General features: G+C 36.6%; 15 protein-coding genes. 13 read left to right on the forward strand and 2 right to left on the reverse strand.

The features are described 5' to 3' along the window. Positions 1 to 13: 13 nt before the first annotated feature. Entirely contained in the window at positions 14 to 499 is a 486-nt protein-coding gene (locus tag CIL03_RS00725) for a GAF domain-containing protein (protein WP_094883298.1), read from the reverse strand. Positions 500 to 630: 131 nt separating this feature from the next. On the opposite strand from CIL03_RS00725, the gene refZ reads away from it, so the two are divergent. From refZ to CIL03_RS19715, 10 genes are all read left to right on the forward strand, one after another. Next, the gene (gene refZ, locus CIL03_RS00730; protein WP_094883299.1) at positions 631 to 1269 is read left to right on the forward strand and encodes a forespore capture DNA-binding protein RefZ; all 639 of its coding nucleotides are present in this window, start codon (positions 631 to 633) and stop codon (positions 1267 to 1269) included. A 145-nt stretch (positions 1270 to 1414) separates the two neighbouring features. Next, a complete protein-coding gene (gene ezrA / locus CIL03_RS00735; RefSeq protein ID WP_094883300.1) occupies positions 1415 to 3106 on the forward strand; it encodes a septation ring formation regulator EzrA in 1692 nt (563 codons plus the stop codon). Positions 3107 to 3174: 68 nt separating this feature from the next. After that, positions 3175 to 4314 (forward strand): cysteine desulfurase family protein, encoded by a 1140-nt coding sequence (locus CIL03_RS00740; RefSeq protein WP_094883301.1) that lies wholly within the window; start codon positions 3175 to 3177, stop codon positions 4312 to 4314. A gap of 6 nt (positions 4315 to 4320) precedes the next feature. Then, the gene (gene thiI / locus CIL03_RS00745) at positions 4321 to 5523 is read left to right on the forward strand and encodes a tRNA uracil 4-sulfurtransferase ThiI (protein WP_094883302.1); all 1203 of its coding nucleotides are present in this window, start codon (positions 4321 to 4323) and stop codon (positions 5521 to 5523) included. A gap of 113 nt (positions 5524 to 5636) precedes the next feature. Then, positions 5637 to 5837 carry an alpha/beta-type small acid-soluble spore protein gene (locus tag CIL03_RS00750; protein WP_094883303.1) on the forward strand — a complete coding sequence of 67 codons (201 nt, stop codon included), beginning with the start codon at positions 5637 to 5639 and terminating at the stop codon, positions 5835 to 5837. 545 nt (positions 5838 to 6382) lie between these two features. Beyond that, entirely contained in the window at positions 6383 to 7987 is a 1605-nt protein-coding gene (locus CIL03_RS00755; protein ID WP_094883304.1) for an amidohydrolase, read from the forward strand. Positions 7988 to 8262: 275 nt separating this feature from the next. Further along, positions 8263 to 9069: a DUF2238 domain-containing protein gene (locus CIL03_RS00760; RefSeq protein WP_094883305.1), complete on the forward strand. Its 807-nt coding sequence runs from the start codon at positions 8263 to 8265 to the stop codon at positions 9067 to 9069. Positions 9070 to 9244: 175 nt separating this feature from the next. Next, positions 9245 to 9559, forward strand: a complete 315-nt coding sequence (locus CIL03_RS00765; protein ID WP_094883306.1) for a hypothetical protein — start codon at positions 9245 to 9247, stop codon at positions 9557 to 9559. 194 nt (positions 9560 to 9753) lie between these two features. After that, positions 9754 to 9948 (forward strand): hypothetical protein, encoded by a 195-nt coding sequence (locus tag CIL03_RS00770; protein ID WP_094883307.1) that lies wholly within the window; start codon positions 9754 to 9756, stop codon positions 9946 to 9948. 401 nt (positions 9949 to 10349) lie between these two features. Then, entirely contained in the window at positions 10350 to 10511 is a 162-nt protein-coding gene (locus tag CIL03_RS19715; RefSeq protein WP_165767873.1) for a hypothetical protein, read from the forward strand. Between the two features lie 319 nt (positions 10512 to 10830). On the opposite strand, the gene CIL03_RS00780 is transcribed toward CIL03_RS19715, so the two are convergent. Continuing rightward, on the reverse strand, positions 10831 to 11631 hold the full coding sequence (locus CIL03_RS00780; protein WP_094883309.1) for an NAD kinase: 801 nt from the start codon (positions 11629 to 11631) through the stop codon (positions 10831 to 10833). A gap of 131 nt (positions 11632 to 11762) precedes the next feature. Between CIL03_RS00780 and CIL03_RS00785 the strand changes: the two genes are divergently transcribed. From CIL03_RS00785 to tpx, 3 genes are all read left to right on the forward strand, one after another. Next, on the forward strand, positions 11763 to 12344 hold the full coding sequence (locus CIL03_RS00785) for a DUF2953 domain-containing protein (RefSeq protein ID WP_094883310.1): 582 nt from the start codon (positions 11763 to 11765) through the stop codon (positions 12342 to 12344). A gap of 11 nt (positions 12345 to 12355) precedes the next feature. Beyond that, positions 12356 to 12811 carry a GerW family sporulation protein gene (gene ytfJ / locus CIL03_RS00790; RefSeq protein WP_094883311.1) on the forward strand — a complete coding sequence of 152 codons (456 nt, stop codon included), beginning with the start codon at positions 12356 to 12358 and terminating at the stop codon, positions 12809 to 12811. A gap of 118 nt (positions 12812 to 12929) precedes the next feature. Continuing rightward, positions 12930 to 13430 carry a thiol peroxidase gene (tpx, locus tag CIL03_RS00795; protein WP_094883312.1) on the forward strand — a complete coding sequence of 167 codons (501 nt, stop codon included), beginning with the start codon at positions 12930 to 12932 and terminating at the stop codon, positions 13428 to 13430. Positions 13431 to 13561: the final 131 nt, after the last annotated feature.

Consider the following 13561-nt stretch of genomic DNA (forward strand, 5'->3'; position numbering starts at 1 on the left):
GCCGCTCTTACCATTAATTCTTTAAAAACTCTTTCAAAACTTCAACAAATTCCTCAAGATACTGCTGATCCGTTTCATCAAACCGGTCATGTATCGGACTGTCGATATCGAGTACCCCATAAACTGTATCTTCTATTATAATAGGTACAACAATTTCCGACCTGCTTGCACTGTCACAGGCAATGTGACCTGGAAATTGCATCACATCAGCTACCAGCTGGGTTTTCTGTTCTTTGATTGCGGTACCACACACACCTTTTCCATATGCTATACGGATACAGGCAGGAAGTCCCTGAAATGGGCCAAGCACTAATTCATTTTCTTTCCACAAATAAAATCCTACCCAGTTAATCTCTGTCAAAAATTGATTCAGCAATGCAGAAGCATTGGATAACAGTGCGATTGTGTCGTTTTCATCCTCACTTAATGCTCTTAGTTGTTTTATCAGCAGTTCATAATCCTTTGTTTTGTTTCCTGAATAAGCAGTTGCTTGATACATATCGATTCCCCCTTAACAATTTAATTGGTAATATTGGTGCAGCATTCGACAAGTGGTATATTATTTGTCGAGGAAAAAATGCAGGAAATAGATTCCGTTTGTCGTAAATGAGATATAAGGAGTTGAAAATGATGAAAAGAAAACCATCCAAACAAAAAGTAATTGATGCCGCAGCATCGTTGTTTTTTCAAAAAGGATTTCATGGCACTTCTGTACGTGACATTGCAGAAAAAGCTTCCGTAAATGTATCACTGATCAGTTATTACTTTAAAGGCAAGCAGGGCCTTTTGGAATATGGTGTTACCCAGTACTATGAAGAATATCTGGAAACACTGGAAGAAATGTTAAGAAATACCGATTCATTAGATTCCTTGGAAAAACTGAAAAATATAATTTTTACCATTATACAATATAAACAAAGCCATCATCAATTTTCATGTTTTGTTCATCGTGAATTATCACTTGATTCCATATTTGTCAGGGAAATGGCGGTCACTTATCTTGCGAAGGAAAACCATTATATCAGCAAAACATTTTTTGATGCATTGAAGGAAAGTAAACGGAATATTGATGAAAAACATTATTTGCTGATGCAATTAAAAGGTATGCTGACAACACCGTATATTTTGCATAGTGACTGGAAGAAACTGGTGACCAGTGATTACTCCCAGCAGATTTTTGTGCAAAAATATGTAAAAACAATCCATCAATGGCTGGATTTTATCACGTTTCCGGAAACATATAGTACGGAAATGAAAAGCTTCAAATAAAAATTTTGCCGAAACGTTAATTTATTTGTAAAATCTTAGCCAAAACTGCTAGATACGTGGTATTATAAGATGTATATTTAAATAGTGAAAATGAATACATACCTGTCCTTCGATAAATTATAGCAATATAGTGAGGAGGAATTCTATGGCATATATTATTGGAATTATACTAGTAATAATCGCATTAATAATTATCGGACTTATTTTACGAAAACGGGTATATGATGTTGTGGATAAATATGAAGCCTGGAAAATGGATATTATGGGCAGGGATATTGCCTCACAGCTTGGAAGAATTAAAGCATTGAATTTATCGGGAGAAACCCAAACGAAATTTGAAACCTGGAAAGACCGCTGGGAATTTATTGTAACAAAAGAATTGCCTGATATTGAAGAATTCCTATTTGATGCAGAAGAGGCTGCCGACCGTTACCGCTTCTCAAGAGCAAAAAAAACATTGGCAAAGGTTGAACAGATTTTACAATCCATTGAAAATGATATTGAAAAGATGCTTCAGGAACTTGATGAGCTGATGGAATCCGAGGAATCAAGCCGAAAAGAGATTGGTGAATTGGAACCGACGATAAAAAGCATGCGAAAGCAGCTGTCCCAAAATCGCTTTCAATACGGAAAAGCAGAATCTTACTTTGAAACAGAAATAGATAAGCTTGAAGAAAAGCTTAAACAATATCACGAGCTGACAGAAGCAGGAGATTATTATGAAGCAAGAAAGTTAGTAGATGCACTAAAGCAGGATATAGAAGAACTGCAAGTGAAAGTCGAGGAATTTCCAGCCCTTTATAAAACTACTAAGCACGACCTTCCTTCCCAGCTGGATAATTTGTACGCTGGTCTGACTGGCATGAAAGAAGATGGCTACAGGGTAGAGCATTTCTCCTTCGAAAAAGAAATACGTACATATCAGGAAAGACTTTTGGAAACAGTTGAAACAATGGAAAATGGCGATGTAACAGATGTGGATACATTAATCAATGACATTGAAGAAAGAATCAAAGACATGTATCAGCTTCTTGAAAAGGAAGCAATTGCCAAGAGCTATCTGGAATCAAAGTTTCCTGTATATGAAGAGACACTGAATAATTTCAGTACAAACTTCCATGAGACAAAAAATGAAGTGGAGAAATTAAGACAGGCGTATTATTTTGAGGATGCCGATATGGAAAGATACCTGGCATTGGAGAAAACCATTGAAAATTTAAGATCACAATTGGAAGAGCTGTCCCATCATCTTGAAAATGAGGATACCTCACATTCCAAACTGAGAGATCAATTAGATGCTGGATTTGAAAGAATTGAGGATTTGCAAAAAAACCATGATGAATTTAAAAAGCGAATTCGAAATCTGCGCAAGGACGAACTGGAAGCAAAAGATCAGCTGATTGAAATGAGAAATCAGCTTCAAAGTGTAAGCAGAAAATTGAAAAAGAGCAACATTCCTGGTGTTCCAACTTATATATGGAATCTATTGGAAACTGCTGCAAATAAAAACACTCGTGTGATTAAAGCATTGGAAAAAGTACCATTGGATATGGCTGAGGTACAACAGACATTAAATGAAACAAAAAGTGCTGCCGATCAGGCAATGGAACAGACAGACATGATGCTGGACCAGGCATATCTGACCGAACAGGTTATTCAGTATGCGAACAGATACCGAAGCCAGTACCCAATCCTTGCTGCTAAATTATCTGAATCTGAGCGGCTGTTTAGATCATATGAATATGAGCTTTCACTGGAAACAGCTGCTAAAGCTGTTGAAGAAATTGAACCAGGTGCCTTAAAACGTATAGAGGAATATCAGGAAGCAGCTAATTAAATAGCAATTTTATGAAAAGGATATTATTATACAATATCCTTTTCTTCATGATGTAAGGGAGTTATTACATGATTTACTTAGACAATAGTGCAACAACGAAACCAAACGCTGAGGTCGTGCAAAGCTTTCAGCAAGTTACGGAAAGATTTTTTGCCAATCCTTCTTCCATTCACCAATTTGGCGGTGAAGCGGAGCATCTATTGGTTAAGGCAAGAAAGCAGGCTGCTGAAATTCTTAATGTCAGCCAAAGCGAGATAGTTTTTACTGCCGGCGGAACAGAAGGAAATAATATAGCAATTAAAGGAATTGCGTTAGAGCATCAAAATAGAGGGAAACATATTATTACAACAGAAATTGAACACCCTTCTGTATTTAATGCATGTGAAAGTCTGAAGAAGTTAGGCTTTGATATTACCTATTTGCCTGTTGATGGGAATGGGGCAATTTCGTTGCAGGAATTAAAAAAAGCCATACGCAAAGATACGATTTTAATCAGTATCATGCATGTAAATAATGAAACGGGTGCGATTCAGCCGGTGGAAGAGATTGGCGAAATCGCAAAAAAATATCCGAAGCTTTTTTTCCATGTAGATGATGTACAAGGACTTGGAAAAGTTCCGCTAAACCTGAAAAACAGCGGAATTGATCTATGCACGTTTTCCGGTCATAAAATTCATGGTCTAAAAGGAACTGGAATTCTTTATGTTGATCACCGCACAACACTATATCCGCTATTTCATGGCGGAGAACAGGAGCAGGGAATTCGTTCAGGCACTGAAAATTTAGCTGGTGCTGTTTCCATGGTGAAAGCATTGCGTTTAATAAAAGAGCTGGAGAAAACGCAAGCTGATCGCTTATTTCAACTGAAGGAATACCTTCGCAATGAGATCGAACTGATGGAAGGAATTGAAATAAATACACCCGCTCAAGCAGCACCACATATTCTTAACATCTCGGTTCCGGGTGTAAAACCGGAAGTAATTATTCATATGCTGGGGGAAGATGAAATTTTTATCTCAACAAAGTCTGCTTGTTCTTCCAAACAGAAGGATGAAAGCAAGATTTTGGCAGCATGCGGATTTTCAAAGGATAGGACGACATCTGCACTCAGAATAAGTCTCTCTTATGACAATACAAAAGTGGAAATCGATCAATTTCTGAGAGCATTAAAAACAGCAATCATGAAATTTAATAAAGTAATGGAGTAGATAGCAATGCAATATGATCATATATTAATCAGATATGGAGAAATGGCGTTAAAGGGAAAAAATATAAAACAATTTATATTAAGGCTGCAGGAAAATATCCAGCAGAAGATCAAAGAATTCCCGGATGCGAAAGTGAAACGGACTCAAGGGAGAATGTTTGTATTGCTGAATGGACATGATCCTCAGCCAATCCTGGAAAAGTTAAAGAAGATTTTCGGTATTCAGAGCATGAGCCTGGCAATAAAAGTGGAAAATGAAGTAGAAGCAATTAAGGATGCTGCATTGTATGCATTAAATAATGGGGGAAATATCCACAAATTTAAAGTATCTGTAAAACGAATCAATAAAGACTTTCCGGTTCACTCCCAGGAAATGAATCAGATTTTAGGCGGACATCTGCTGATAAACACAAAAGATATTACGGTAGATGTTCATCACCCTGATCTGGAAATTAAAGTAGAAATCAGACTGGAAGCAACCTATATCACCTCGAGTGTTATTCCGGGACTGGGCGGACTGCCTGTTGGGACTTCTGGCAAAACGCTGCTGTTATTATCCGGTGGAATCGACAGTCCGGTAGCAGGCTATCTTGCGATGAAACGCGGTGTTCAGATTGAGGCAATTCACTTTCATTCCCCGCCATTCACAAGCGCCAGGGCAAAACAAAAGGTTCTAGATTTGGCACAGCAGTTAACGAAATATGGAAAATCGATAAAAGTTCATATTGTTCCATTTACTAAGCTGCAGCAGGAAATATTCCGGGAAATGCCTGATGGTTATGCGATGACGATCATGCGCCGAATGATGATGCGAATCAGTGAAAAGGTCTGCAAAAATGAATCGATTTTATCCATGACTACCGGTGAAAACCTTGGACAGGTCGCCAGTCAGACAATGGACAGTATGAATACAATTAATGAAGTAACAAACTATCCGATCATCCGGCCGCTAGTCACCATGGATAAATCGGAAATAATCGAAATATCTAAGGCGATTGAAACATATGAGACTTCCATCTTGCCGTATGAAGACTGCTGCACCATTTTTGTTCCAAAATCCCCAAAAACAAAGCCAAAACGGGATAGAACAAATGCATTTGAAGCCAAGAAAGATTTTTCAGCTTTAATAGAAGAAGCTGTCAATGGGATAGAGACAATAAAAATTACAGAACGTACTGAAATGGAAAGTAAGTTTGATGATCTTTTATAGTTGTCACTAAGAATGGCTAAAATAATACAAAACTAACAACAAGTACCAATTATTATCATGAATGTTTTACCTGGGTTTTACACATTATAAGTGTACCAAGGAGGTGAACTATCATGGCAAATAATAATTCAAACCAATTAGTAGTTCCTGGTGCTCAGCAAGCTCTTGATCAAATGAAGTATGAAATTGCTCAAGAATTCGGCGTTCAACTTGGGGCAGATACAACTTCCCGTGCTAACGGTTCAGTTGGTGGAGAGATCACAAAACGTCTCGTATCAGCAGCTGAACAACAATTTGGCGGATACCCACAATAATTAAATACTAACAATGGCTTAGGGCTATTCCTTAATTGGAGTAGCCCTTTCTAAATTTCTTGAAAATCGTGATTGATAGGGGTAAAGTTCTTTATATATAGTTTTTATCTTAAATATTTTTTTGACATAATATCTATAGACTGCGACGTAAAATAGTTTGGAAAGTCCATTAGAAACGTTCTACAGGCCACAACAAGAAGAAAAGTGCTGAGAAAGGTCACATAGAAACGTTCTACAGGCCAAACAAGAAGAAAAGTGCTGAGAAAGGTCACATAGAAACGTTCTACAGGCCAAAACAAGAAGAAAAGTGCTGAGAAAGGTCACATAGAAACGTTCTACAGGCCAAAACAAGAAGAAAAGTGCTGAGAAAGGTCACATAGAAACGTTCTACAGGCCAAAACAAGAAGAAAAGTGTTGAAAAGGTCACATAGAAACGTTCCACAGGCCAAAACAAGAAGAAAAATCAACTGCAAATTATAAAGAGAATAAAAAGGAATTTTACAAAAGGAGTTTTATCTAACAACTTAGCAACAGGAGGGGATTTTATGGGGATTCTTTGGTTTGGCGGTACTATCTATACACTTGAAAATGAAGGGGATGCGGTAGAAGCTGTTTACACAGAGAATGATACAATTATTGCAGCCGGCACGTATGAATTGCTCTATCATACATACTATAATCAAATTCAAAAGGAAGTAAATTTACAGGGGAAAACGATGCTGCCGGGCTTTGTAGATAGTCATCTTCATATTATTTATCATGGAGAAAACCTGTTGCGTCTTGATTTGTCACAAATGACTTCAGCTGAAGAGGTTAAAGAAGCACTGCAGAGCAGAACGGCCAATTTAGGGGATGGTGAATGGCTGATTGGGGAAGGGTGGAATGAAAATTTGTGGGGAGATCCTTCCATTATACATAAATCTGAACTGGATGAAATATGCCCGGATAACCCGATGATGCTGACAAGGATTTGCAGACATGCTCTCCTGGCAAATTCAAAGGCTGTGGAGCTTGCAAATATTAATGAAAATACGGCAGATCCCCAGGGTGGAATTATTGTACGTGATGAAAAGGGAGATTCAACCGGATATTTCCTTGATACCGCTCAGGAGCTAATAAAAGGAGCGATGCCTGATGTTTCGCAAAACTACCTGGAGCAGGTGATAAAAATTGCTGTTGATGATTTACTTTCAAAAGGGTTAGTAGGCGGTCATAGTGAGGACTTGAATTATTTTGGCGGCTTCCATAAAACTTATGGAGCATTCAAAAATGCAATAAACAGTGAAAATAAACGATTTAAAGCACATTTACTCGTTCACCATGAGGTTATGGAAGACATGATAAATGAAAATTTAGGTTATTTAGATGGCACAGAATTTGTTGAGCTAGGAGCTGTAAAAATCTTTTCAGATGGAGCACTTGGCGGAAGGACTGCCTGGTTAAGCAAAGATTATGCTGATGATGCAGGTAATAAAGGGGTGGCCATTCACAGTACGGACTCAATGGAGAAAATTGTAAAAAATGCCAGAAAACATGGGCTGCCTATTGCCGTACATGCCATTGGAGACAGGGCTGTTGATGAGATAACGAAAATAATAAAAAAATATTCACTCACAAATGGAGCCAGGGACCGTATTATCCATGCACCGATATTAAATCGCCATTTACTGAAAATGCTAGAGACGCTGCCAGTCACTGTGGACATTCAGCCATCGTTTATGACCTCTGATTTCCCTTGGGCTATAGACCGTCTTGGTGAGGAAAGATTACCATTAGCGTATGCCTGGAAAACAATGCTTGATCATAACATTCACTGTGCAGGCGGGTCAGACGGACCAATAGAGGATGTAAATCCCCTGGTTGGCATTCAAGCTGCGGTTGAGAGAAAATCCACGGCCGATAAGAAGGTGTACAACTCTGGTGAAAAGTTATCTATTTACGAAGCAGTTCGGCTATATACCGCCGGAAGTGCATATGCGATTAACCAGGAAGATCAACGAGGTGTAATTGCACAAGGTTTTAAGGCTGATTTCACCATTTTGGAAGAAGATATTTTTAAGACGGAACCGGATAAAATAAATGAAATTGAGGTTACATTTACGGTTGTTAATGGAAACATTGTATATGAGAAAAATCCATCCCACCGCTAAGTTAACAGTTTTCTTCGGGGAATAAACATAAAATAACATATCAATTAACACGTTATTTCACATTGAAATTAGCGTGTTAATTTTTTTAATTATTATTCACATACAAATGTACAAGGGGACTGAAAATTTTATTGCAGTGTATGTAAATTTAATAACATTCACAACAGTAATCACCTTTTTTTAAAATTGGATTAGAGATGCTTATGAGCGGGAATTATAAGTAAAATATATTATTAATAAGAGTTGGTATCTTAAATAATTGGAGGATGTTGCTCATGGATATCGTAAAAAAATTCTTTACCAGCAGCACGACAACAGCAAACAAGAAAGTTATTGCAGTGTATGTTTTATTTCGTGCAATTGCTGTTGTTAACCTTATCAATCAGATAATATTTATGCAAGTATGGGGGGACGCCTTTATTCTTGCACTGACGCTCGCTTTATTTACTATCCCTCAACTTGTGGAACGATTGTTCAAAATTGAAATTCCGAACTTGCTGGAACTGATTATCATATTATTTATTTTTAGTTCCACAATTTTGGGGGAACTGGGCGATTTTTACGGTTATTTCAAGATGTGGGATACAGCACTTCATACGCTCAATGGCTTTCTGGCGGCGGGTGTCGGTTTTTCACTTGTCTATCTGTTAAATAAGAATGCTGAGGGTATAAATTTGAGTCCATTGTTTCTTGCGATAGTTACTTTCTGTTTTTCTATGACCGTTGGCGTTATGTGGGAATTTATGGAATACTCCGCAGACCGCTGGATGAATCTTGATATGCAGAAAGACCGGGTTGTTCAGCAAATTAACAGTGTAAGTATTGATGCAGAAAACAATGTCGTTTCTCATGTTGAGAATATTCAACGCACCGTTATTGAAAGTGAAGACGATTCGGGAAATATTATGGAAACCGTTATTGACGGCGGATATCTTGATATTGGAATTATTGATACTATGAAGGATTTATTTGTCAACCTGCTTGGTGCTATTGTCTTCAGTGTGTTCGGCTATCTATACGCTCGGCATGACCAGGAAAAATATAGGTTTGTCCAGAATTTCATACCTAAAAAAAAGGAGTAAAGTAAATCAGTTTTTAACGGCACTTTTGGAATTTTCCTGCCAGTCTATACACGAATGCTAAAATGAACATTAGATGGTACTTTTTCTTAAAGAAGGAGAAGTACCTTTTTTTGTTGAATTTATTAATAACGGGCTAAAGAGTAATAAAGACTCATCAAAGAGAGAGGAGACCCTTTTGAAATTGATTCATAGCAGTAAATTTATAATCAGGTTAATGCTCTACATTTTTACATTTGTTATGTACGGAATAATTATCTCTGCTGCCTCATTATCTTTTGAATACCTTACAGAAACAGAACAAACTAATCTGATACTATTACTAGCATTTTTGCCTACGATTTATATCATCATTTTATACGGGGAATTCAAAAAGATATTTGATGAAAAACCAGGTCTGAAGGATACGTCAAAAGATAAAAAAATTTACTTGTTTTTGGTATTATTATGGACAATAATATTTTTCAGTCTGTTAATTTATTATTTCGTCTAAAAAATGAAATGTTCAATCAAACTGGTGCATTATTTATACAAAGTGATCACATTTCTTAAAGACAGTATTAGTTACACAAGGTATAAAGTCTAGAATCTTACGGAATAAGGCAGGGCTAAAATCTGTAATAGGAATTGTGTTCTTTACTTTAATTGTTGTTTTGAGATAAACTTGGAAGCAAACTTTAAGGAGTGATGGAATTGTCCAGCAAAAATGAATGTCCAAAATGTAATGGAAATAAATTTGCAGAAGGGACTGACTTTATGAACATAAGACCATTAGGTAAAAAAATGTCAGTTGGAACAGGTAAAATTTATACCTTTTGCTTGAATTGTGGAGAAGTCATCTCAACAAGAGTTGAAAATCCGGAAAAGTTCAAGGATTTATGATCCCCAAGAAAATGGTTATCTTATTCAATAAGAGTTCCATGGATCATTCAGCATATCAGATCGGGGCTATCCAATAATTGTTACCAATCTTTAGGAGGCTTTTTTATGGTTGAGGTATTAGTTTTATTTGAAATTGTAATCATTATTTTTATTGTTAAAGGTTCTATCCTCTCCATAAAATATTTGAAGAAGGAATATTTTCTTACCTAGTCTTGGTTCTTATTCTATTAATTTCTTGTCCTATTCCTGCTCAAAGAGAACATAAAAAAGATACTATAAAGAATATCAATAAAACATTGATCTCAAAGGATACGGGGGTTTTAGGAGAGCATAAAGCCATTCTGGATGATGATGAGATTCATATAACATATCTTCCTAATGACACAAAAAGGCAAAGAAATATGACAAATATATGGATTGAATTTGACTTTTATAATAGAGATGGGGATCATTTTTTTATTTATATTAATAAAAGTAAACTTACCTATCATTTAATGGCTGGTGAAAAAGCTGATGATGTCGATCAATTTTTGAAGGGAAAAGGATTGAATAAAAAACAATAGAAACCTTAATGATATCTTCCATTACGAACTGGTGCAATTGTGAAATAAGCAGTTGTCAATGCGGCAGCTCCTACTGGTAGCAAACATGATGTTACAATGATATTTAATAATTGGTGTTGAACAAACAATTTTTTAAAAAAAGGTTTAGAGACAAAATTTTGTCTCTAAGCCTTTTTAACTGAGATTTATCATGTGAATAGTCCTGTGATAATCCAGCGATATGTTCTATATTTTCTTATTCAATATCTCACAGGTAAAACCGTTTAAGTGTATTGAAGCTGCAGGCCTTATACCAACAATTAATACTTATTGAAAGATTCTATAAAAATGTCCGTTTAACTCTGTCCCAGTAAGAATTATTTTTCAGTTTTACTGTTTTAATAACCTTATCACTAAGCGTGATGGTAACATCTTTTATGTTTTTAATATTGTAGGCTTCATTATCCAACCCAATGATCGGATAATCATTTCCATCCTGGATTACCTCTAACGTTAATTTTCTGTCCTGATTCAAAACAAAAGAGGAGCCTAATGTCCGGTAACGGTTATTATTTATTGAAGCAAGTTCAGAGACCTGAAAGCAAGGGATTTTCGGATCGATAACTGCCCCGTTCGTTGATTTATTGTAGCCCGTGCTTCCTGTAGGGGTTGCCACTATCAAACCGTCTCCACGGAAAGTTTCAAAATGCATGTCATCAATGATCACTTCGATTGCAATCGATTTTATAATTGTTGAGCGAATGCTTACCTCATTTAAACAGTGAAAGGACGACTCTCCATTTACCTGTGCCTCAATAACCGGATATTTTCTGACTTCTATTTCTTCGTGCATGACAGAATGAAGCATTTCATCAAAATTATCCATATTAAAATCACAATATAACCCGGATTCATCAGAGTAGGTGATACCAGTGTAAAGGCAGTCCTGACGAAAACCTGTCTTTCTTACTGCCTGAAGAAATGCACCATCCCCTCCCACACTCACTATAATACTTGCATCTTTATGGTCTTTTACGATATTGAGGTCGTTGCTTCTAGCTAAATTAAACAAAGGCTCTAATTTTTTTTCCACTTCTTTATTTTCATGATAATAAAAATGTATATTTTTGCGATCTGGCATGTTTTTTACCTCCACTCAAAAAATAAAATCACCTATAGTTTATCATTTCCACACATAATTAACTAATAATCTGAAATAGCCTGTCTAAAATTTATAAAGTTGCAGCAGAATAGAGAAAAGGAGCTGTTTTAATGATTTGGATCTTAATCTTTCTGTGTTTTGTAATTTTAATTGCAGCAGCACTTTATTCCCGAATTTATGTCACGTTCAATTACAGCTATACCCGGGAAAAACATATACTTAGCGTAACTATTGCCATCTATAAACTGAAAGTATTTCGAAAACAAATTAACTTATCTGAGGAACTTAACGATTCACTAAATAATAAACAACAGCCAGACTTCGGATCATTCCAAGAGAAGCTAAAATCTATTTTTCAGCAGTTGAAAAGCTTAAATGATGCAGCAAACCAAGTACTTGGATATCTTCAAATCCAACAGTTGAATTGGCACACAAATGGTGGTACAGGGGACGCAGCAAGTACCGGTATTGCAAGTGGGGGAGTTTGGATGATAAAAGGGATTATTACAGGGGTTCTTGCAGAAAAAATGATGATGAAATGCAAACCGGGACTTACTGTACAGCCCCATTTTCAGCTTCTGTTTTTCCAAACAAAAATTGACTGTATTGTCTCATTCCGTTTGGGGCAAACTATATACGCGCTATTCAAGGTGATGCGGAAGAATAATTTAAAAGAAAAAGCTTATATTTAAGGAGGATTATGATGGAAGAGCATCCAATTCAAGGTTTAATGACAACTGCTATGGAAAATTTAAAGGGCATGATTGAGGTAAATACTATCATTGGTGACCCGGTGGAATCACCTGATGGCAGTGTGATTATCCCGGTATCAAAACTGGGATTCGGTTTTGCAGCAGGAGGAAGTGAATTTAATTCTGGCAGCAGCCAGGGAGATTCTGAATCCACATTGCCGTTTGGCGGCGGGAGCGGTGGTGGAGTTTCCATAACGCCTGTTGCATTTCTCATTGTAAGTGAACAGGGAATTAAAATGGTTCATTTGGATCAGCACACACATATTTATGAAAAGATGCTTGATTTTGCCCCGCAGGTTGTTGAAAAGGTTCAGGAAATTCTAAAGGAATCATCACAAAATAAAAAGCCAAAACAAGAGGAAAAGCAAAAGAAAAAGGAAAAGACGCAGTCCCAGTATGATATCTAGTTCAATAGAAATTCAGCCATGACACAATTTTGTGCTTTTTTGCTGACGTGTATTATTGGACAATTTATTCCAGTATATTCATAATAAATATGAGAATACGTGAGGAGGAATGATTGATATGGCTAATGTTACATTCCATCAAGATCCAGTTACATTGCTGGGAACAGAGTTAAAAGCGGGTGACGATGCACCAAATTTTACTGTATTATCAAATGATTTAAAAGAAGTTTCACTTGATGATTATAAAGGCAAAGTAAAATTAATCAGTGTAGTCCCATCCATTGATACAGGTGTTTGCTCAGAACAGACAAAACGATTTAATGAAGAAGCAGACAAGCTTGGCAATGTGCATGTATTAACAATCAGCATGGACCTGCCATTTGCTCAGACACGCTGGTGTGCAGCTAACGGAATTAAAAAATTGGATACATTATCTGATCACCGTGATGCAGATTTTGGTGAAAAGTATGGTGTATTGATTAAAGAACTGCGTTTGTTATCCAGATCTATTTTCGTAGTCGACTCAAATGACAAAATTACTTACGTAGAATATGTTAGTGAAGTAACGAACCATCCGGACTATGAAAAGGCTTTAGAAGCTGCCGGAAAAGTTGAATAAGTTAAGCATAAAATCTCTCTCATTAGCTGAGGGAGATTTTTACTGTCCAAAAACCTCCCTCATGGCTTTCCTTTGTACATAAACCCGCTGCTTCTGGTACAATTAAGACGCTTCTTAGGAATGGAGGAATA

Source organism: Virgibacillus indicus (assembly GCF_002266285.1).
Lineage (GTDB): Bacteria > Bacillota > Bacilli > Bacillales > Amphibacillaceae > Virgibacillus_K > Virgibacillus_K indicus.